Consider the following 21,122-nt stretch of genomic DNA (forward strand, 5'->3'; position numbering starts at 1 on the left):
TATATAACGCTTAGAAATTAGAAAAGTAAAGTTGGAAGGAGTAAAAAATGATTAGATTTAGTTTGTTACCAAAGGCACTTTTATTTATGATCAACTTCAGCATGGCATTTTGTCCTTGCGCAAGACCTCATGTACATGCTGTATCACCAAATCCTCCTGTATTTGAAGCTGAAGCAGCAACTTCACCTTCAGATTATGCAGATGATCCGACAGAGGATACAGAGTCTGAGAGCGATACACAGGAAGTAAAGATCGTAGACGGTAAGATTGTAGTTGTTTCTGATACTGAGGATGATACACAGCTTATCGCTGTACCCGATACAGATGATGACGAAGAGGTCCTTTCAGAAGTTGGTCCCGCAGCTATGTTTGATGAGGATGGTAATATTATAGATCATTTACTTGGACCTGTTGCAATATATGATAATGACGGAAACCCTATAGAGCATATGGTTGGTCCTGTTGCTTTATTTGATAAAGACGGAAATATTATAGAGCAGGAAGATGATCTTTGCAGTTCAGAGGGAATCAATTATCCTGAGAATGATGTAGATCAGCCTGAAGCAACATCACCTTCAGATTATGCAGACGATCCGACAGAGGATACAGAGTCTGAGAGCGATACACAGGAAGTAAAGATCGTAGACGGAAAGATCGTAGTTGTTTCCGATACTGAGGACGACGCTGAGCTTATTGCTGTAGTTGATACAGATGATGATACAGAGCTTATCGCAGTAGTTGATACAGATGACGATACAGAGCTTATCGCTGTACCCGATACAGAGGTTGATGACGAGGTTATCACAGAGGTTGGACCTTCTGCAATGTTTGATGAGGACGGAAATGTTGTAGAGGCTGAAGATGATCTTTGCAGTTCAGAGGGAATTAATTATCCTGAGAACGATACAGCTTCTGAGGAATGATTTAATAGATATTCAAGAATTTAGTTAAGATATAAGTCGAGGTTTATATGCTTGTTTTTATACTGATACTTGCGCTGATCTTTGGATCTGTACCTGAGCAGACAATATCAGATATAGGCTCATCCGCTGCTGAGAGTAGTTCTTATCAGGTCTCATATGAGGAAAATGAAGATACGGAGACTGATAGCAGTTCACAGGAAGCTACCGAAGATTTTGAACAGGAATTCTATGGAAAATCCAAGAGTAAACTGTTAGCTGAAATTGAAGAATATGAAAATACTGAAGATGATGAGCTGTACGAGTTTGAGGTAGAAGAGGAAGAACCGGAAGAATCTGCCGAGTATGTTTTCAGCGAACCTACAGGATATGATTTTGGTTGCAATATCGAAGATGGCAGATATGTATTTAATACTCATGTTTTTTCGGATAGAACAGCTGAAATTTTGGGAGAGGATAAAAGAGAGGCATTCTTTAATCTTTGTGATGCTCTTGAATCAGGTAACGATACATTTTTGTGTCCCAATAAAAACGCATTTAATTGGGTTACCAATTTTCTTTTTTTAAACAACTATTTTCCTCCCGCAGCCGCATGTATTGAACCGGTTGACTATTCCGACGGAGTAGGAACGATTGAGTATCTGATTCCTGTAGATGAGTTCCTTGAAAGAGTAAATGAATTTGAATATGAAATCGAGGACATATTGAATTCAACGGTCAGTCCGGATTATTCCGATTTTGAAAAAACGCTTTCGTTGTATGTATATATGACTCAAAATTATACATACGATCATGATGCCACAGAGCTGGATATAGAAGATAGAGCCGGCTATATAATGGCATATAGGGCGCTGCAAAATAAATGTGGTATCTGTACCGAACTTTGCAGCCTGTATTCGTATCTTCTTATGCAGTGCGGAGTACATGCGGACATTATAAGATGCGGAGAAGGGCATGAAATTGAACCGGATAGAACAGGACATAGATGGAGCCTTGTCAGGATAGATGGCGTTGATTATCATGTAGACCCGACATACGGTCTAAGTCGGCCGAATAAATATGATGGTGCAACCAGACTTAATTTTTTCCTTATGTCTGATTCCGCACGTCAAAATCTGGGAAATTATAATCCGGATTATTATGTACTTAATGCATTTAAACCTAAATTTCTGGAAAATTGTTATTATAAAGCCACAGATGACAGATATTTTGAGCTTGCTCACGGGTATTTTGTCGATATGGATACTGATAATAATATAGTTTATTATTTTTCATATAAGACCAAAGAAGTAACAGAGTTTTATTATGATTAATTCAAAAAACAGGTCGACCTATTTTTTGGCCGGCCTGTTTTAGTGTAAGTATTATCCTGTGAAATTTGTTAGATAAGTACATACATGTTATACTCTTTCCTATGTGGCTCGGTACGAGCCGCTGACGCTTAAAAACGGAAGGAGAAATTAATAATGAAACGTAAACTAATGTCTATGGCGCTGGTGGTGGCGCTTTCTTTGAGTATCGCAATGGTTCCCAAAGTAGATCTGTTTGCTGCCGATGAGCAGGCTGTTCAACAAAACACGGAGAAAATAAGAACCAAAAGTGAAGAGGTAAACGGGATTGAGTTTTCGCTTACAATTGATCTTACGAAGTGGGATGGCAGAGCAGGTACATCGACAATTGATGAGCTTGAAAAACTTTTTTTTGAGGCTTATCCTGCTATGTATGATAGATTTGGTTTTTATTCTATGGCTCCAACTGATGTAACTCTTGTAATAAGAGATGATAGTGAGCTCAATATTGCCGGAGCAGCACATCAAACGAGTACTATTCTTATAAATCAAAATTATTTGGCTGCTAATCCACAACACTATGATGCTTTTACACATGAACTTGCACATTTAATACAAAACGGATGGAAATCAGAGTACATTGAGTACGATAAATATAAGGAAATATTCGCGAATTATTGCAGATATATTTATGCATATAAAAACGGTAAATATAATGACGCCTCCTGGACGTTAAATACGGCTAAAGATGATAAATCCCGTGAGAATTCGAGCCGCTTCTTGGTTTGGCTTGATATGGAAACTTCATCTTCTGACCGAGATATTATTCGTGATTATTTTGAGATAATTATAGATAAAAAATATCCGAGCAGTGATTGGGGAGAAGCTTGGAAATATTTATTTAAAGGAACTAAATTTGCAGGAAAATCTATAGATGATGTCTGGAAAAAGTATGAAGAGTCTGATTTTGGCGGTTATCCGGCTAAAGTTTCCAATATCGGAGAAACCTCTGAGCTTATAAAGAAAACCGATGCCAGAAACTACATTAAGAAACATTCTTTTTCTGAAAGCTATGAGGCTAAACTGAAGGGGATAACTTTGACTGTTCCGAATGCTAAAAAGGAAGAGCCGTCCGTAAATAATCAAGATGATACAGCGGCAAAGGAAAGCGTTAGGTCTGCAGCTTATGAGTTTGGTAAGAATATTAAAGACGGAAGATATGTCTTTAATACAAGGATAATGGAAAATAATAATCAAAGCGAGAACAAAGAAGCATTTTATAATCTTTGTGATGCGCTTATAAACGGTAAGGATACATTTAAGTGCTCCAACGAGAATGCGTTTAAGCTTGTGACCGATTCTGATATACTCGGTTGTTATTTTCCTTTTGCGGCAGATAAGATCAAAGGAGTGAGCTTTGAAGACGGAGTCGGAAAGATTGAATATCTGATTCCGAAAGATGAGTTTGTTTCAAAGGAAAAAGACTATGAAAAACAGATAGAAGATATTATAAACAGTAAAGCGAAACCGGGTGAGATGGCTTTTAAGAATGCAATTTCTTTGTTTAATTATTGCAGAGATAATTACTCTGATGAATTTGAATTAAACAGAAACTATTCTTTCTTATTGCTTCAGTGCGGTATACCTGCGCATCTGGATATGAATGCAGATAATAAAGTGGTCACTGTATTAAATCTGTCAGGCATGGATTATACTTATGATCCGAATTCGGGTGAATTTAAAATGTTCACTAAATAACTTATAGTAATAAAAAACGTCGAAGGCTTTTGCCCTCGACGTTTTTGTATGCAATGAATAAAATGATTACTCGCCAAATACTGCTATGTAATCCTTTTGGAACTTCTCAATACCCTGATCTGTAAGAGGGTGGTGAGTCATCTGCTCGATTACCTTGTAAGGAACTGTTGCGATGTCTGCACCTGCAAGAGCGCAATCGGTAACGTGCATGGGATGACGGATGCTTGCAGCGATAATCTCTGTTGAGATGTTGTGGATGTTGAAGATCTCAGCAACCTCAGAGATGAGATCTGTTCCGCGAACTGAAATGTCATCGAGACGTCCGAGGAAAGGACTTACGAATGCAGCGCCTGCTCTTGCTGCAAGAAGAGCCTGGTTTGCTGTAAAGATAAGTGTCATGTTAACCTTGATTCCCTCGGCTGCAAGTGTGTGGCAAGCCTTAAGACCTTCTGTAGTCATAGGAATCTTTACAACCATGTTTTTGTGGATCTTAGCTATTTCACGGCCTTCGTTGATCATGCCCTCAGCGTCAACTGTTGTAGCTTTTACCTCTCCGCTGATAGGTCCGTCAACGATAGAAGCTATCTCAGCAACTACCTGATTGAAATCACGGCCTTCTTTTGCGATAAGTGATGGGTTTGTTGTTACTCCGCAAATGACACCCATATCATTTGCTTTTCTAATGTCATCGACATTAGCTGTGTCAAGAAAGAACTTCATAATTTAACTCCTTGTTTTAATACATTAATTCTTTTTACTACCAAACTAACACAACTTAAAATATAACACTATTTCGTAATTTTTCAATATGAAATTATTAGCTAAAATTGCCCAAATATTGCTATCTATCAATTGACTTTACCGGTTGAAAGTGTTAAAGTGTAGAAAGACTATTTGTATTAGAGGAGAGAAGGTATGATTATCAAAGTTTTAATGTTACTGGTTTTCTTTTCTGTAATGATCTACATCGGAATGATGTGCAGAAAGAACTCTACTGACGTAAGTGGTTTTGTATTGGGCGGAAGATCCGTTGGCCCCTGGGTTACGGCATTTGCTTACGGAACATCTTATTTCTCGGCGGTTATCTTTGTCGGATATGCCGGACAGTTCGGATGGAAATACGGTATTGCTTCAACATGGGTCGGCATTGGCAATGCTCTTATCGGTTCACTTCTTGCATGGGTTATCCTCGGAAGAAGAACACGTATCATGACACAGCATCTTGACTCGGCAACAATGCCGCAGTTCTTTGCCGCAAGATTCGGCGGAAGATCTCTTAAGATAGCAGCATCCGTTATCACATTTATTTTCCTTATTCCATATACAGCTTCATTGTATAACGGACTTTCAAGACTTTTCGGTATGGCTTTTAACATCGATTATTCAATCTGTGTAATTGTAATGGCCGTACTTACAGGTATATATGTTATCGCCGGCGGTTACATGGCTACAGCGATCAACGATTTTATTCAGGGTATCATCATGCTTATCGGTATCAGCGCAGTTGTACTTGCCGTTCTTAATTCACAGGGCGGATTCCTTGCAGCTATCGACGGACTTGCACGAATAAGCGATGAAACTGTTTCAACGACTCCCGGTGTTTTTGCATCATTCTTTGGACCCGATCCCATCAATCTTCTCGGTGTCGTAATCCTTACATCGCTTGGAACATGGGGACTTCCTCAGATGGTTCAGAAGTTCTATGCGATCAAGAGTGAGAGAGCAATCTCAAAAGGAACAATAGTTTCTACATTCTTTGCATTTATTGTTGCCGGCGGATGCTATTTCCTAGGCGGCTTCGGAAGACTCTTTTCCGATAAGATTGATATTGCGGCAAACGGCTTTGACAGCATCGTTCCTACAATGCTTTCGGGACTTCCCGATTTCCTTATTGCTGTTGTTGTAGTGCTTGTTCTTTCAGCTTCAATGTCAACACTTTCATCACTTGTTCTTACAAGTAGTTCTACTCTTACACTGGATCTTTTGAAAGGTCACGTAGTTAAGAACATGGATGAAAAGAAACAGCTCCTTATCATGAGAATCCTGATCGTCGTATTCGTTGGAATCTCTGTTGTTATCGCAATTGTTCAGTACAAGAGAAATGTAACGTTTATCGCTCAGCTCATGGGTGTTTCATGGGGCGCACTTGCGGGAGCATTCCTTGCACCTTTCCTTTACGGATTGTACTTTAAGTTCATCACAAAGGCAGCTGTTTGGGTTAACTTCGTATTTTCTACAGTAGTAATGATCGCAAATATGCTTGTAAGACCTAAGTTCCCTACACTCTTACAGTCACCCATCAATGCCGGTGCATTCTGCATGCTTGCAGGACTTGTGATTGTTCCTTTGATCTCTGCATTTACCAAGAAGCCTCCGAAGGATCTTGTGGACGGCGCATTTGCTTGCTACAACAAGGAAGTTCTTGTACATCAGAGCACATCACTTTCAGATGATTCTGAGTAATGTTTGTAAAAAGAGGTTTTTATGTCACTACACGTTTTAAAAAATAATGATATAGCAATTAAGGTTGAGGACCACGGCGCAGAGCTTAGATCTTTGACCAAGATTGATTCCGGAAAAGAATTTATGTTTCAGGCTGATCCCAAGTACTGGGGAAGAACTTCACCGGTTCTTTTTCCTATAGTAGGTGGACTGTGGGAGAATATGTACATCTATGATGGTGTCACTTACGAGCTTCCTAAGCACGGCTTTGCAAGAGATATGGATTTTAACTTGGTAAAAGAGACTTCTGATGAGCTTTTATTTGAATTAAAAGATACAGAAGAAACTATGAAGGTTTATCCGTTTAAGTTTGCATTGCAGATAGGATATAAGCTTGAAGGAAGTAAGGTTACCGTTTCTTATAACGTTAAGAATGAAAATGATGGAGCTTTTTATTTCTCAATAGGTGCTCATCCGGCATTTACTTGCGATCTTAACACCGATGAGCTCTTGTTTGAAAAAAACGGAGCTGCGGTAAAAGATACGCTTAAGTCAGGTGTTATCGATATGAGCAGCGGATGTCTCTCAGAAAAAGTAATTGATGTTAAAACTACCGGAGGAGTTCTTACTCTCGAGCCAAAGCTTTTTGATGAGGATGCACTTATATTTGAGGGCAGACAGTCAGATAGCGTTACGATTATTCGTAAGGACGATGCGGATAAGGTGAAGGTCAGCTTTGATGCGCCTTTATTCGGTGTTTGGTCTCCCGATAAAAAGAATGCGCCGTTTGTATGCATAGAGCCTTGGAACGGAAGATGCGACAGAGTAGGCTACGAACATGCTCTTGAAAAAAGAGAACACGGCAACAGATTAGAAAAAGGAGAGAGCTTCAACACAGCTTTTTCTATAGAGATTTTATAAAGGTTTGAATATATGGTTATTGATTTTCATACCCATACATTTCCCGATTCTATTGCGGCGCGGGCTGTAGATAGCCTTAGTAAAGAGGCTCATATTCTGGCTTACACGGATGGTACGGTTTCGGGACTTATAGATTCGATGGATAAGGGCGGCATTGATATGTCCGTCCTTTTACCTGTTGCGACAAATGCATCTCAGGTTGAAGGCATTAATGATAAGGCTTTACGTGTAAATGAAAAGTATCATGACAGACTTATTTCTTTTGGCTGCATTCATCCTGAGTACTCGAGGTACAAAGAGGAGCTTAGACGCCTTAAGAATGAAGGTATAAAGGGGATTAAAATTCATCCGGTATATCAGAAGGCTGACATAGATTCCAAGCCTTTTCTTGATATCATATATGCCGCGTGCGAAAATGATCTTATTGTAATAACTCATGCCGGACTAGATATCGGCTTTCCGGGAGTTGTAAACTGTTCTCCCAAGATGTGCAGGAATGTTATCAATACCATCGGAGAATTCAAGTTTGTTTTGGCTCACATGGGAGGGTGGCGCAACTGGGAAGAAGTTCCGCTTTATCTTCAAGATACTTCCGTATATCTTGATACGTCTTTTTCATCAGGGAGAATACAGGCTCTTTCTGACGGCTACTGGGATGATAAGGACAAAGCGATGCTTGATAAGGAAGGTTTTGTAAAGCTTGTTAATGCATTCGGAAGCGAAAGGATATTGTTTGGAAGCGACAGCCCTTGGTCATCACAGAAAGAATCGGCTGAATATATTAAATCGCTTGGATTTTCCGGTGATGATCTTGAAAAGATCATGTATGGTAATGCTTCATCGCTTCTGGGGTTATCTTAAAGAATCATATTGATTTTGACTATGCGTTTTTAAAAGGATTGTACTATGAAAAAATTAAAGAGATATTTGGTATTAAATAATTATACGCCGTTAGGATTATATTTTTCATTGCATATACTTGAATTGATTATAGGTGCTCCCATTGTTTTTTTGGTTTATTTGATCATGGGTCACTTTTATGATGATTTACTTACGATTTCGTTGGCCGTATTAGTTGTCATAGTTTTAATTGTAGTATTTACCGAGTGCCTGGTTTATTCGCTATGCAGATGTCCCGGATGCGGACGTGGATTGCGAATAGAGAGTATATTCCAAACTCATTGTATGTACTGCGGTGAAGATCTAGACGGTGAATTTCATTGGCAATCCGAAGTCATGGCTGAACAAATAAGAGAAGATGCTGAAAAAGAGGAACAAAAAGAAGTTAATATATCTTTGAATACCGACACTCGTATTAATGAAAGTATTACCGAAAAAGTAAGTGAAGATATAAATTTGGTTGTCAGAAGAGCGACAGCTAAAGATATTCCGTTTTTACTTGCACTTCTTTCGCAGGTTCTTGAAGTTCATGCAAGGATCAAACCCGATTATTTTGTTTCCGGTCATACTAAATACAGCTCGACTGAGCTTGAGGACATACTCGATGATGATAGTAAGAGAGTGTATGTAGCAGAAAAAAACGAAGCTGTAATTGGCTATGCGTTCTGTGAGTTTAAGAAAATGCCCGATAAGCCTTTTGTTCAGCAATTTAAGTATATGTACATCGATGATATTTGCGTGGATAAAAATTTTAGGGGTAAAGATGTAGCGCAGAAAATCTTTGAGCATGTCAAAGAAGAAGCCAGAGCACTCGGATGCAGAGACATAACTTTAAACGTATGGACAGGTAATCAAAGAGCTTTTGCATTTTATCAAAAGATGGGCATGAAACCCCAGAAGACAACAATGGAAATGAAAATATAAATTTTTAAGAAAAGGCTGTGAATCATGTGATTCACAGCCTTAAATTATATCAAGAATTCTTAGATGGAAGATATATCTTCCTGCGTAAGCATCTTAATAGATTTATTAGCGGCAAGCTTAGCTTCGGCGTTCTTGGTATCGCTTACTCTGAAGATCATGTAAGCGTGATCTTTGTTGGAACCGCCGGAGAAAGCGTACATGTACTCGATGTTTACCTTGGCTTCATCGAATACTGTAAGAAGTTTATCAAGTCCGCCCATTTCATCCGGTATCTCGATTGCAAGAACAGGAGTGAGGCTTGCAACGAAGTTATTCTCCTTAAGAGTGTTAACAGCTGACAGAGCATCGTCTACTACAAGCCTTGCGATACCAAAGTCCTTGGTCTCTGCAAGAGAAGTTGCACGCATGTCGATCTTATTGGCTGCAAGGACACCTGTCATCTTCTTTAAGGTTCCGGGTTTATTTTCAAGAAATACTGAAATCTGCATAACGCTCATAGCTGTATCCCCCTTGTCTTTTTATATTTATATTATATATGATTTTGCAGTTAAAATCTCGGTTTAAAGACTATTATCAAATCTTTCTGTTATCGATAACTCTTACGGCTTTTCCTTCGCTTCGTGCGATTGACTTGGGAGCGAGGAGAGAAACCTTTGCCTTGATGCCGAGCATTGACTTAAGACCTTCTACAAGCTTCTTCTGACGTTCCTCAATCTCACCGACGTTATCTGTGAACATCTCGGGAGTCATCTCAACCTGTACGTCGAGTGTATCTGTGTTGTTGACTCTGTCTACAACGATCTGGTAGTTTGCAGCATATCCGTTGTTCATTAGAACAGTCTCAATCTGGCTCGGGAATACATTGACACCACGAATGATGAGCATATCGTCTGAACGACCCATAGGCTTAGCCATACGTACGTGGGTTCTTCCGCAGGAGCATTTCTCTCTTGTGAGCTTACAGATATCTCTTGTGCGATATCTGATCATAGGGAAGGCTTCTTTATCTACAGCTGTAAATACGAGCTCGCCCTGTGAACCCTCAGGAAGTACTTCCTCTGTATCGGGATCGATGATCTCTGCGATAAAGTGATCCTCGTTGATGTGCATTCCGTTCTGCTCGGAGCATTCGAAAGCAACACCGGGGCCTGAGAGCTCTGTAAGACCATAGATGTCATATGCCTTGATGCCGAGTGTCTTTTCGATATCGGCACGCATTTCTTCACTCCATGCCTCAGCACCGAAGATTCCTGCTTTAAGCGGAATATCATCGGGACCGTAGCCCATCTCTTTGAATCGCTCTGCAAGATAAGCTGCGTAGCTGGGAGTACAGCAGAGGATAGTAGCACCAAGATCGTTGATGAACATTATCTGCCTGTCTGTATTTCCTGAACTGATAGGAATAGTGAGAGAACCTACCTTGTGTGAACCGCCGTGAAGACCTGCACCACCTGTGAACAGTCCATAGCCGTATGCTACATGAACAACGTCTTCATCTGTTCCGCCGGCTGCCATGATAGCACGTGCACAGCAGTCTTCCCAGAGATCAATGTCATGCTGAGTGTAATAAGCAACAACTCTTTTTCCTGTGGTTCCTGATGTTGAATGAATTCTTACGCATTCCTTGAGGGGCTTACCTAAAAGTCCGTAAGGATACGCATCTCTTAAATCCTTTTTGGATAAGAAAGGAAGCTTATGGAGGTCATCAACTGACTTGATATCATCAGGTGTAACACCTTTTTCTTCCATTTTTTTGCGGTAGTAGGGGACATTATCCCATACATGTTTAACTTGCTTTACAAGCTTTTCTGATTGAATTTTGCGAATCTCTTCGTAAGGCGCACACTCTATGTCCTTTTGATAGTAACGCTCCATTACATTTCCTCCGTCTAACTTATAAGTATGATTAGTTGTTTTTACCCAACTCGAAAGCTTTTTTGTTCATCTCAAGGAACTTAGCGGGAACATTGGCCTCAAGGGATTTCATCCATGCCTCTGCAGGAAGATCGAAGTAGTGAGAGAGTCTTCCGAGAAGAACGATGTTAACAGCCTTAGCCGAACCTGCCTGTGTCGCAAGTGAGAGACAATCAAGAGCATCCACCCTTGCTCCTGTTGCCTTAAGCTTTTCGATAAGATCCTTGGGATATTCCGCAGCACCTGTGATAACAGGCATAGGATCGATCTGCTGGGTATTAGTAACTATCTGACCGTCTTTTTTTAGATATGGAAGCCATCTTGCTGCCTCCAAAGCCTCAAATGAAACAATGAAATCTGCTTCACCTTTATCGATAACGGGAGAGTAAACCTTCTCACCGTATCTTACATATGTAACAACGGAACCGCCTCTCTGAGACATGCCGTGTACTTCTGAAACCTTGACATCATAGCCTTGTGACATAAGGAGATGTCCCAATAATTTGCTGGCAAGTAGGGAACCCTGTCCGCCTACGCCGACTATCATAATATTCTTAGTTTCCATTATCAGGCCTCCTTACCGCTTGCTGTTTCTTCAAATGCACCAACGGGGCACATCTGTGAGCATACATTACAGCCAACGCACAGTGTATTATCAATATTTGCCTTGCCGTCCTTCATTGAGATAGCAGGACATCCGATCTTCATACATGACTTACAGCCAACGCACTTATCTGTATTAACCTTAAGAGGAGCGTTGTGCTTAACATACTTAAGAAGCGCACAAGGTCTTCTTGAGATGATAACTGAAGGAGCCTCAACGCTGAGCTCTTCCTTAAGAACCTCGTCGCACTGCTTTAAGTTATAAGGATCAACAACTCTTACGCGCTCAAAGCCCATTGCTCTGCAAAGAGCCTCAAGATCGATCTTACCTGCAGGGTCGCCCTTGATATTGTAGCCTGTTGTGGGATTCTGCTGGTGACCTGTCATACCTGTTATAGAGTTGTCAACGATCACGATTGTTGAATTGGACTGGTTGTATGCTACATTGGCAAGTCCTGTCATACCGGAATGCATGAAAGTAGAATCGCCGATCACAGCTACAGTCTTTTTCTCGCTCTCAGCGCCGCGGACTTTATTAAAGCCGTGAACAGAACCGATAGATGCACCCATACAGAGTGTCATCTCGATCGCACCGAGAGGAGGAACAGCTCCGAGTGTGTAACATCCGATATCTCCAAGAACTGTGCAGTTGTTCTTCTTAAGAGTATAGAAGAGTCCTCTGTGAGGGCAGCCTGCGCACATTACAGGAGGTCTTGCAGGGATGTTCTCATCGATCGAGAAGCTGTCATTTATATCTTTGCCAAATGCCTTGGCAAGAAGATTCTGTGAGAATTCATCACAAACGGGAAGAAGCTCTTTACCGGTAACTTCGATTCCGAGTGATTTAACGTGGTTTTCGATGATTGGATCAAGCTCTTCAACAACAAAAAGCTTATCAACCTTGGATGCAAAATCTTTGATAAGATCGCATGGAAGCGGATTGGTCATTCCGAGCTTAAGAACGCTTACGGACTCACCGAATACTTCCTTTACATATTGATAAGAAGTGGAGCATGTGATGATACCGATCTTGGTGTCACCCATCTCAACTCTGTTGATAGGCTGTGTCTCAGCATATTTGATGAGCTTCTGTGTACGCTCCTCAACGATGGGGTGACGCTTCTTGGCATTACCGGGCATCATAACGTACTTAGCGATGTCCTTCTCATAAGGCTTATCGGGAACAACGCGCTCACCGGTCTCAACGATTGACTGTGAGTGAGCAACTCTTGTGCACATCTTAAGAAGAACGGGAGTATCGAATTCCTCTGAGATCTCATATGCTAGCTTGGTGTATTCAAGTGCTTCTTTGGAATCCGAAGGCTCGATCATGGGAACCTTGGCAGCGATAGCATGGTGACGTGAATCCTGCTCGTTCTGAGAAGAGTGCATTCCTGCATCGTCCGCAACGACTATAACAAGACCGGCATTAACGCCTGTGTAAGACATTGTATAAAGAGGGTCTGCGGCAACGTTGAGTCCAACGTGCTTCTGAGCACAGAATGCTCTGCGACCTGCGAGTGATGCACCGAAAGCCGATTCCATAGCAACTTTCTCGTTCGGCGCCCATTCGCAATATATTTCATCATACTTGGCAGCTTCTTCGGTAACTTCGGTACTCGGAGTTCCGGGATAGCTGGAAATAAAGCAGACTCCGGCCTCATAAAGACCGCGAGCAACTGCCTTGTTGCCCAGCATGAGCTGCCCGTTCTTTGTTTGATCCATGGTAAAAAACCTCCTACAGAATAAATATACCAATTTAACGCGATAAAGCTAATATATCATATTTGACCTTTAAATAAAATATGTTTATACTTTACTTTATCACTTTAAAGTGGAGGATTTCTTTATGCCAATAACAGATTTACTGGAACGCAACAGCAAGTTGTATGGGGACGAGGTAGCTCTTGTTGAGATCAATCCTGAGATCAGAGAAGAGCAGAGGGTTACATGGAAGGAATATGAGCTTATTCAGCCGACTTCCACAGCATATTACAGAAGACAGATCACATGGTCTGTATTTGATGAAAAGGCAAACAGAGTTGCCAATATGCTTATCGAAAGAGGAATTCAGAAGGGCCAGAAATGCGCGATCCTTCTTATGAATTGTCTTGAGTGGCTTCCTATTTATTTCGGAATTCTTAAAGCGGGAGCTATAGCAGTACCACTAAATTTCAGATTTGATGCGGAAGAGATAGATTATTGTCTTAATGCTTCCGATTCGGATGTTCTTTTCTACGGACCTGAATTTATCGGCCGTATCGAGGATATAGCCCAGAAGATCAAAAAAGAGACACTTCTTTTCTTTGTAGGAGATCAGTGTCCTTCTTATGCAGATGACTATTACAGACAGGTTTCAAACAGTTCTTCTGTTGCTCCGAGAATTCTTATCGAGGATAAGGATGATGCTGCGATCTATTTTTCATCGGGAACAACAGGCTTCCCCAAGGCTATTTTGCATATTCACACAGCGCTTATGCAGTCGGCCAAGATGGAAGCAATGCATCATGAGACAACTCACGAGGATAATTTCCTTTGCATTCCGCCTCTTTATCATACCGGCGCCAAGATGCACTGGTTCGGTTCTCTCTACACAGGTAGCAGAGCTGTATTGTTAAAAGGAAACTCCCCTGAAGCTATTTTCAGAGCCGTTTCCGAGGAAAGATGTACCATAGTATGGCTACTTGTTCCGTGGGCTCAGGATATTCTTGCTGCTTTGGATTCAGGTAAGCTTAAGATTGAGGATTATCATCTCAAACAGTGGAGACTTATGCACATCGGCGCTCAGCCTATTCCGCCGAGTCTTATCAAGAGATGGCTTCAGTACTTCCCTAATCATAAGTACGATACCAACTACGGACTTTCCGAATCAACAGGTCCCGGCTGCGTACATCTCGGAGTTGAGAATGTAAGCAAGGTAGGCGCTATCGGCATTCCCGGCTATGGCTGGAAGACCAAGATCGTTGATGAAGAAGGAAAGAATGTAAAACAGGGCGAAATCGGAGAACTTTGTGTAAAAGGTCCCGGAGTCATGGTAGAATATTATAAGAACCCCGAGGCAACAGCCGAGATATTAAAAGACGGCTGGCTCTTTACGGGTGACATGGCGCGTCAGGACGAAGATGGATTCATCTTCCTTGTCGATCGTAAGAAAGACGTTATCATTTCGGGTGGTGAGAACCTCTATCCCGTACAGATAGAGAGCTTCCTTATGAAGAACGACAAGATACATGATGCTGCCGTTATCGGACTTCAGGATGACAGACTTGGTGAGATCGCTGCTGCGATCATCCAGGTAAAAGAGGGTATGACTCTTACAGAGGAGGAAGTTGAGCGCTTCTGCGTTGACCTTCCCAGATACAAGAGACCCAGAAAGATCATATTTGATAAGGTTCTTCGTAATCCCACAGGTAAGATCGATAAGCCCAAGCTTCGTGAGAAATACTGCGGAGCACATCTTGTAGAACGACAGAATCAGTCATGATCTTTTTTAACTAAGAACAGTTAAGGTGTACAATTAACATAAAGGATGGGTATATGGATATGAACGCCGTTGCAATAATCCTTCAGATGCTTTTGTGCATTATTATCATGATCTTAAATAGAAAAATCTATATAAGCGGCTTTGGAGGGCTGTTTAATAAGGCACCGAATAAATACAGCCTGACAGCTCTCGGAAGCATTGCTTGTTTTATTTATGGTATTCTAATCAGATCTTTTTTAACCCCTGCGGTTGTCATTACTTTATTCGCTATAGTAAACAGAATCACAGAATACTTGACTGAGAGATTTGAAGGTGAAGAGCGTGATGCGAAAACACCTATTCTTTCTGAGGTTAATGCTAAGGCAAAAGCTTTTGTATATATTGTTATTGCTTTTTCTGCTATTGCTTTTGTATTTTGGATGATAATTGAAAAAGACATCTTTCGTGCACTTTGCGTCGTATCTACAGTTCTTGTAAGTGCGTGTCCCATACCTTTATTTGTATCGGCTCCGCTTGCTTTGAAGGTTGGAGATTCCGTTGCGAAAAAGAACAAGATATTATTCGAAGATATATCAAAGCTTGAAGATACCGCGTTTTGCGATACTGTGCTTATTAATAAGTCAGGTATAATCACCAAGGGTGAACCCGTAGTAACGGATGTTTTTTCCACTGCTTCTCTGACGAGCAGCGGATACAGCGCATTAAAGGTTGACCGTTCCGAGAATGAGCTTATTCGTTATGCCGGTATTATTGAATCACACTCGCAGCACCCGATAGCAAAGGCAGTAACCGATTATGCTTTTAATCACAGTGATATTGAAAATACTGAAGTCGTTGGCTTTATCAGATTTGAAGGAAAGGGTCTTGAAGGCAAGATTGACGGAAGTGTTATCCGCGGCGGAAATCATGGTTTTGTAAGTAATCACGCGATCATTCCGGCCGAGATAGAAGAGCGTGCTCAGGCATTTTGCACTATGGGAAAGACTCCTATTTATTATTCCAAAGATAATATGCTTTTGGGAATCATAGCGGTATCTGACAGCATTAAGGATAACAGTAAAGAAGGCTTGGCTGAGCTTAAAACTATGGATATCAAAACGCTTATGGTCACGGGAGATAATGAAAAGACCGCCAAAGCCATCGCTGACAGTGTCGGATGCGATGAAGTGATTTCGGGAGTCCTTACCGAAGAGAAAAAAGAGACCTGTGAGAAATATAAGGGTGAAGGAAACACTGCATTTATTTGTAAAGATGAAAATGATGCTGATGCTCTTATTATAAACGACGATGTCAGAGAGATTGCATCGACGTTCAGAATATCAAGAATAACTCTTTTAAATATTCATCACATTATTTTGGGATTTGTATTATATAATATAATAATGATTCCGATAGCAGCGGGATGTTTTGCTTTTATTTTAGGGCATTTAAGTCCCATGCTCGGAGCTTCCTTTATGAGCGCTGCAAGTCTTATATTCATTGCATATGCTCTTTTACCCAATTCAACTGATGTTCATGATCCGGGCAAGGATAAAAAACTACGAGATAAAGTTTGGAGGAGAAAATGGAAAAAAAGATCAAGATCAAATATTTTAACGATAAGCTTGAAAAGCTGACTTATATTGACGGGAAGTCAGATTGGATAGATCTTAGAAGTGCTGAGGACATTGACCTTAAGCAGGGAGAATTTAAGCTTGTTCCTTTGGGAATTGCAATGGAGATTCCTGAAGGATATGAAGCACACATTGTTCCAAGAAGTTCTACATTTAAAAATTTCGGCGTTATTCAGGCCAATCACATGGGAGTTGTCGATCATTCATATTGCGGAGACAACGATCAATGGTTTATGCCTGTTATCGCAATGAGAGATACACACATTGGTTTTAATGACAGGATATGTCAGTTTAGGATCATGGAGAATCAGCCCGCCATTGTATTTGACGAGTGTGATCACCTTGAAGGTACCGACAGAGGTGGCTTTGGTTCGACAGGAAAGAACTGACGAGAGCGCTTTTTCTTTTAACTAATACGAAGTATTGAAAAAATGGCATTCTGTGCTACAATTATAAATCGTTTGAATATAGAAAATACATAATAAACAGAGGTTTGAAAATGGCTAAAATTCGTACAAGATATGCACCGAGCCCAACGGGACGTATGCATGTCGGCAACTTGAGAACGGCTCTTTATGCTTATCTTATAACAAAGCATGAGGGCGGCGATTATATTCTTAGAATTGAAGATACAGATCAGGAGCGCTATGTTGAGGGTGCTACGGAGATCATATACAAGACACTTAAGGATACTGGACTTATCCATGATGAAGGTCCCGATGTCGGCGGAGATGTCGGCCCTTACGTTCAGAGTGAGAGACAAAAGGCCGGTATTTATATGACCTATGCAAAAGAGCTTGTGGAGAAGGGGGAAGCTTATTATTGCTTCTGCGACCAGGAGAGACTTGCTTCTCTTGTTCAGGTCGTTGAAGGAAAAGAGATAAGTGTTTACGACAAGCATTGTCTTTCTCTTTCAAAAGAAGAAGTTGAGAAGAATCTTGCAGAGGGTAAGCCTTTTGTTATCAGACAGAACAACCCTACAGAGGGAACAACAACCTTCCACGACGAGCTTTATGGAGATGTAACGGTTGATAATAAAGAACTTGATGACATGATCCTTATTAAATCAGACGGTTATCCTACATATAACTTTGCCAACGTTGTTGATGACCATCTCATGGGAATCACACACGTTGTAAGAGGTAACGAGTATATCTCTTCATCGCCTAAGTACAACAGACTTTACGATGCTTTCGGATGGGAGATTCCTAAGTATATTCATTGTCCTCTTATCACTGATGAGGAGCACAAGAAGCTCTCTAAGAGAAGCGGACATTCTTCATTTGAAGATCTTATCGAGCAGGGATTTTTACCTGAGGCAGTTGTTAACTTTGTAGCGCTTCTTGGATGGTCTCCCGAGGATAACAACGAGATCATGAGCCTTGATGAGCTTATCGAGAAGTTTGATTACAGACGTATCAATAAGTCACCCGCCGTATTTGACTACACCAAGCTTAAGTGGATGAACGGGGAGTATCTCAAGAAGATGGACGAAGATGAGTTCTTCAAGACAGCTAAGGCTTATATCGTCGATGCACTTAAGGAAGAGGGCGACAGCGTTATTTCAGCTGATGAAGCCAAGCTTAAGCAGATATCAAACATGGTCAAGACACGTATAGAGATCTGGCCCGATATCGCGGATATGGTTAAGTTCTTTGCCAAGCTTCCCGAGTACGACACAGCGATCTACTCACACAAGAAGATGAAGACCAATGAGGAGACTTCACTTGCGGTTCTTAAAGAGGTTCTTCCTTTGCTTGAAGGTCTTGATGAGAAAGATTATGTAAATGATACACTTTATGCGCTTCTTTCTGATTACATCAAGAACAAGGAATACAAGAACGGATATGTTCTTTGGCCTGTAAGAATCGCTGTTTCCGGTAAAGAGATGACTCCTTGCGGTGCAACGGAGCTCATGGAAGTTATCGGTAAAGACGAGACAATCAAGAGAATCAAAAAAGGAATCGAGTTACTTGAAAAATAAAATCCTTAATTTTAAGGATGGCAGTATTACATTAAATGCCGCGCAGTATGAGGCAATAACTCATAAAGACGGCCCTGCAATGATCCTTGCGGGGCCGGGAAGCGGCAAGACTTTCGTTATAGTTCACAGGATCAAGTTCCTAATAGAAAATCTTGGCGTAATGCCGTCATCTGTTTTAGTTATCACATTTACAAGATCTGCTGCCTATGAGATGCAGCAAAGATTTATGAAGATCACGGATAGTTCTTATCCCGAAGTGTCGTTTGGCACTTTTCATTCCATCTTTTATCAAATATTATTATCACTTCGCTCAAGGCCCGGTAAGAGAGCAAAGATCGACGTTGCAAGCGAAAGCTTTAAGATTAAGATAATGTCTGACATTATTCATAAAGTCATGAAAAAAGATAGTTCTCTCAAAGAAGATCCGGACAGACTTTCCGAAGCTGAGGTTTATGAGTCGGCAAAAGAGCTTTTATCCGAAATATCAAGAATCAAGAACACGGGTGAGGACTGTGAGCATAATCCGGGTATCTCTTTTGAAGAGCATTTTGATGAGATATTTGCTGACTACAACCGTCTGTTAAAAGAGTTTGGTAAGATCGACTTTGACGATATGATCCTTGAGTGTTGTAAGGAGCTATCAAAGGGGAAGAACGCATATTCCGATAAGTTTAAATACATACTTATAGACGAATATCAGGACATTAACAAAATTCAAAAAGAAGCTGTTGATCTAATTAAATCCAGAGATTGCAATCTTTTTGCGGTGGGTGACGATGATCAGGCAATATATGGCTTTAGAGGGTCTGATCCAGGTCTTATGAAGCTCTTTTATGAAGAAAATAAGAATGATATACGTATTATAAGGCTTGAAGCCAATTATAGGTCCGGAGCAAGTATTATCAATGCCTCGCATCTTGTTATAAATGAGAATAAATTGAGATTTAAGAAGTCGTCATATGCTGCGGACACAAATATTAAAGACAGAGTATATACAAGGCGTTTCCTTTCAAAGAATATGCAGGACGCTGCCGTTGTCTCTTTTATAAACGGCTACAGAGGTGCGCTTTCGGATATTGCTATCATATTCAGGACCAATTCGGAATGCTTAAATATGGCACAGGTTCTTAAAGGCTTTGGTATACCTAACAGTCTTGATAACAGAATAGACGAAAGTAAGCTTGATGATGCTGTTGATCTGTGTCTTTCTTATCTTGAATTTGCTTATCTTGGTAAAAAGAGAAATGATTTTCTTAAGATAATGAATAAGCCGCTTAGATATATTTCAAGAGAAGCGGCATCTGATGAATGTGTAAGCGAAGGAGCTCTTCTTAAGTTTTATAAGGGTAACAGAGAAAGATGCGAAGAGATAAAAAAGCTCTTTAGGCATATAAATATGATCGCGCATCTTAGGCCTTCTTTGTCTGTCAGGTATTTGATCAAACAGGTAGGAATAGATAAGCTGTATCCGAAGTCCAAAGATAATCTGGAAAAATTCAGTGAAGAAGCCGGTAAATACAATGATACCGTAAAGCTTATAAGAGATTACAGAAGAGAAGAGGTTGAAAAAGAGCAAAACACCGTTAAGCATAAGACTGTCATAAACAAGAACTGCGTGAAGATATATACGATGCATGGCTCCAAAGGCTTGGAATTTAGGTATGTGTGGCTACCAAGTCTCAACGAAGGAATCATTCCGTCAAGGAGCGCTGTTTCGGAAAAAGAGACAGAAGAAGAGCGCCGCATGCTTTATGTCGGAATGACACGTGCAAAAGAGGCGCTCATAATGTCGTATATAACAGGTGACGAAGATAACAAAATGCTTCCGTCGAGATTTTTAAAGCCTATAAAACACTTGTGGGATGCGAATTATAAGGATTCTGAATCTTCTTCGGGAAGATCGATGAGCTCGTCAAATTCAACATCGTCAAGGTAGAGATTAAAAGCTTCAGAAACGGCTTCGTATTCTGCGTCATCATATATATAGCCAAGTTCGGGCTCTTGATCGCCGCCTTTATATATAAATTCATAGAACCAAACGTTGCCGTCGTTGTTCTGGCCGTTTTTATCAAGGGGAAGAAGAACAATATAATCCTTGGAATTAACGGTAAGAACGATAATGATGGCACAGGTGACGATCTTGCCGTCGTCAAGCTCGATATCGACTGTCATCTGCTCGTCATTTTCTATTTTGGTATTCATATCTGTAGCAATCTTGGAAAATTCCATCAAAGTTCCTCCTGAAATCTTTTTTCATCGATTCTATCTAGATTATAACATACTCCGAGTGCATATAAAGTCATTATGTGATAAAATATTATGGCTTATGTATGCTTTAAAATAAGCTTTTTAAGCACTTAAATAAATCAC

18 protein-coding genes are annotated in these 21,122 nt (G+C 40.7%); 12 read left to right on the forward strand and 6 right to left on the reverse strand.

Annotated elements, in window-relative coordinates; translation table 11 throughout:
* Positions 1-47: 47 nt before the first annotated feature.
* The 3 genes from D6853_RS03655 (at position 48) to D6853_RS03665 (ending at position 3,967) form a co-directional block, all read left to right on the forward strand.
* Positions 48-923, forward strand: coding sequence for a hypothetical protein (locus D6853_RS03655; RefSeq protein WP_120656506.1), 876 nt, complete (start codon positions 48-50; stop codon positions 921-923).
* Between the two features lie 47 nt (positions 924-970).
* Complete coding sequence (locus tag D6853_RS03660) at positions 971-2,233, forward strand: transglutaminase domain-containing protein (protein WP_120656508.1); 1,263 nt, start codon at positions 971-973, stop codon at positions 2,231-2,233.
* A 153-nt stretch (positions 2,234-2,386) separates the two neighbouring features.
* Positions 2,387-3,967 (forward strand): hypothetical protein, encoded by a 1,581-nt coding sequence (locus D6853_RS03665; protein ID WP_120656510.1) that lies wholly within the window; start codon positions 2,387-2,389, stop codon positions 3,965-3,967.
* A 66-nt stretch (positions 3,968-4,033) separates the two neighbouring features.
* On the opposite strand, the gene fsa is transcribed toward D6853_RS03665, so the two are convergent.
* Positions 4,034-4,687, reverse strand: coding sequence for a fructose-6-phosphate aldolase (fsa, locus tag D6853_RS03670; protein ID WP_092249968.1), 654 nt, complete (start codon positions 4,685-4,687; stop codon positions 4,034-4,036).
* Positions 4,688-4,882: 195 nt separating this feature from the next.
* Here fsa and D6853_RS03675 point away from each other — a divergent pair, with 195 nt between their 5' ends.
* From D6853_RS03675 to D6853_RS03690, 4 genes are all read left to right on the forward strand, one after another.
* Positions 4,883-6,430 (forward strand): sodium:solute symporter family protein, encoded by a 1,548-nt coding sequence (locus D6853_RS03675; RefSeq protein ID WP_120656512.1) that lies wholly within the window; start codon positions 4,883-4,885, stop codon positions 6,428-6,430.
* Positions 6,431-6,451: 21 nt separating this feature from the next.
* Positions 6,452-7,330, forward strand: a complete 879-nt coding sequence (locus D6853_RS03680; protein WP_120656514.1) for an aldose 1-epimerase family protein — start codon at positions 6,452-6,454, stop codon at positions 7,328-7,330.
* 12 nt (positions 7,331-7,342) lie between these two features.
* Positions 7,343-8,191 carry an amidohydrolase family protein gene (locus tag D6853_RS03685; protein WP_120656516.1) on the forward strand — a complete coding sequence of 283 codons (849 nt, stop codon included), beginning with the start codon at positions 7,343-7,345 and terminating at the stop codon, positions 8,189-8,191.
* Positions 8,192-8,566: 375 nt separating this feature from the next.
* Positions 8,567-9,154: a GNAT family N-acetyltransferase gene (locus D6853_RS03690; protein WP_243108286.1), complete on the forward strand. Its 588-nt coding sequence runs from the start codon at positions 8,567-8,569 to the stop codon at positions 9,152-9,154.
* Positions 9,155-9,213: 59 nt separating this feature from the next.
* Here the strand turns inward: D6853_RS03690 and D6853_RS03695 are convergent, their stop codons facing one another.
* The 4 genes from D6853_RS03695 to iorA all read right to left on the reverse strand — a co-directional run bounded on the left by D6853_RS03695 (position 9,214) and on the right by iorA (position 13,396).
* Positions 9,214-9,651 (reverse strand): acetolactate synthase, encoded by a 438-nt coding sequence (locus D6853_RS03695; RefSeq protein ID WP_120656518.1) that lies wholly within the window; start codon positions 9,649-9,651, stop codon positions 9,214-9,216.
* Positions 9,652-9,727: 76 nt separating this feature from the next.
* Positions 9,728-11,029, reverse strand: coding sequence for a phenylacetate--CoA ligase family protein (locus D6853_RS03700; protein ID WP_120656519.1), 1,302 nt, complete (start codon positions 11,027-11,029; stop codon positions 9,728-9,730).
* Between the two features lie 31 nt (positions 11,030-11,060).
* Entirely contained in the window at positions 11,061-11,633 is a 573-nt protein-coding gene (locus tag D6853_RS03705) for an indolepyruvate oxidoreductase subunit beta (RefSeq protein ID WP_120656521.1), read from the reverse strand.
* Positions 11,634-11,635: 2 nt separating this feature from the next.
* Positions 11,636-13,396, reverse strand: coding sequence for an indolepyruvate ferredoxin oxidoreductase subunit alpha (gene iorA, locus D6853_RS03710; protein ID WP_120656523.1), 1,761 nt, complete (start codon positions 13,394-13,396; stop codon positions 11,636-11,638).
* Positions 13,397-13,520: 124 nt separating this feature from the next.
* Between iorA and D6853_RS03715 the strand changes: the two genes are divergently transcribed.
* The 5 genes from D6853_RS03715 (at position 13,521) to D6853_RS03735 (ending at position 20,688) form a co-directional block, all read left to right on the forward strand.
* A complete protein-coding gene (locus D6853_RS03715) occupies positions 13,521-15,155 on the forward strand; it encodes a class I adenylate-forming enzyme family protein (RefSeq protein WP_120656525.1) in 1,635 nt (544 codons plus the stop codon).
* 53 nt (positions 15,156-15,208) lie between these two features.
* Positions 15,209-16,771 (forward strand): heavy metal translocating P-type ATPase, encoded by a 1,563-nt coding sequence (locus D6853_RS03720; RefSeq protein WP_120656527.1) that lies wholly within the window; start codon positions 15,209-15,211, stop codon positions 16,769-16,771.
* Complete coding sequence (locus D6853_RS03725; RefSeq protein ID WP_120656996.1) at positions 16,720-17,157, forward strand: dUTP diphosphatase; 438 nt, start codon at positions 16,720-16,722, stop codon at positions 17,155-17,157. The genes D6853_RS03720 and D6853_RS03725 overlap by 52 nt, the downstream gene beginning before the upstream one ends.
* A gap of 110 nt (positions 17,158-17,267) precedes the next feature.
* Positions 17,268-18,752, forward strand: coding sequence for a glutamate--tRNA ligase (gene gltX / locus D6853_RS03730; protein ID WP_120656529.1), 1,485 nt, complete (start codon positions 17,268-17,270; stop codon positions 18,750-18,752).
* Complete coding sequence (locus D6853_RS03735) at positions 18,742-20,688, forward strand: ATP-dependent helicase (RefSeq protein WP_158588649.1); 1,947 nt, start codon at positions 18,742-18,744, stop codon at positions 20,686-20,688. The genes gltX and D6853_RS03735 overlap by 11 nt, the downstream gene beginning before the upstream one ends.
* Here D6853_RS03735 and D6853_RS03740 read toward each other — a convergent pair.
* On the reverse strand, positions 20,622-20,981 hold the full coding sequence (locus D6853_RS03740) for a DUF1292 domain-containing protein (RefSeq protein ID WP_120656533.1): 360 nt from the start codon (positions 20,979-20,981) through the stop codon (positions 20,622-20,624). The genes D6853_RS03735 and D6853_RS03740 overlap by 67 nt on opposite strands.
* Positions 20,982-21,122 lie beyond the last annotated feature (141 nt).

It is taken from the genome of Butyrivibrio sp. X503 (assembly GCF_003625475.1).
Lineage (GTDB): Bacteria > Bacillota > Clostridia > Lachnospirales > Lachnospiraceae > Butyrivibrio.

Bases quoted from the DNA above. Each gene is read 5' to 3' on its own strand.
- D6853_RS03655 (WP_120656506.1), top strand. From the start codon at position 48: ATGATTAGATTTAGTTTGTTACCAAAGGCACTTTTATTTATGATCAAC.
- D6853_RS03660 (WP_120656508.1), top strand. From the start codon at position 971: ATGCTTGTTTTTATACTGATACTTGCGCTGATCTTTGGATCTGTACCT.
- D6853_RS03665 (WP_120656510.1), top strand. From the start codon at position 2,387: ATGAAACGTAAACTAATGTCTATGGCGCTGGTGGTGGCGCTTTCTTTG.
- fsa (WP_092249968.1), bottom strand. From the start codon at position 4,687: ATGAAGTTCTTTCTTGACACAGCTAATGTCGATGACATTAGAAAAGCA.
- D6853_RS03675 (WP_120656512.1), top strand. From the start codon at position 4,883: ATGATTATCAAAGTTTTAATGTTACTGGTTTTCTTTTCTGTAATGATC.
- D6853_RS03680 (WP_120656514.1), top strand. From the start codon at position 6,452: ATGTCACTACACGTTTTAAAAAATAATGATATAGCAATTAAGGTTGAG.
- D6853_RS03685 (WP_120656516.1), top strand. From the start codon at position 7,343: ATGGTTATTGATTTTCATACCCATACATTTCCCGATTCTATTGCGGCG.
- D6853_RS03690 (WP_243108286.1), top strand. From the start codon at position 8,567: ATGGCTGAACAAATAAGAGAAGATGCTGAAAAAGAGGAACAAAAAGAA.
- D6853_RS03695 (WP_120656518.1), bottom strand. From the start codon at position 9,651: ATGAGCGTTATGCAGATTTCAGTATTTCTTGAAAATAAACCCGGAACC.
- D6853_RS03700 (WP_120656519.1), bottom strand. From the start codon at position 11,029: ATGGAGCGTTACTATCAAAAGGACATAGAGTGTGCGCCTTACGAAGAG.
- D6853_RS03705 (WP_120656521.1), bottom strand. From the start codon at position 11,633: ATGGAAACTAAGAATATTATGATAGTCGGCGTAGGCGGACAGGGTTCC.
- iorA (WP_120656523.1), bottom strand. From the start codon at position 13,396: ATGGATCAAACAAAGAACGGGCAGCTCATGCTGGGCAACAAGGCAGTT.
- D6853_RS03715 (WP_120656525.1), top strand. From the start codon at position 13,521: ATGCCAATAACAGATTTACTGGAACGCAACAGCAAGTTGTATGGGGAC.
- D6853_RS03720 (WP_120656527.1), top strand. From the start codon at position 15,209: ATGGATATGAACGCCGTTGCAATAATCCTTCAGATGCTTTTGTGCATT.
- D6853_RS03725 (WP_120656996.1), top strand. From the start codon at position 16,720: ATGGAAAAAAAGATCAAGATCAAATATTTTAACGATAAGCTTGAAAAG.
- gltX (WP_120656529.1), top strand. From the start codon at position 17,268: ATGGCTAAAATTCGTACAAGATATGCACCGAGCCCAACGGGACGTATG.
- D6853_RS03740 (WP_120656533.1), bottom strand. From the start codon at position 20,981: ATGGAATTTTCCAAGATTGCTACAGATATGAATACCAAAATAGAAAAT.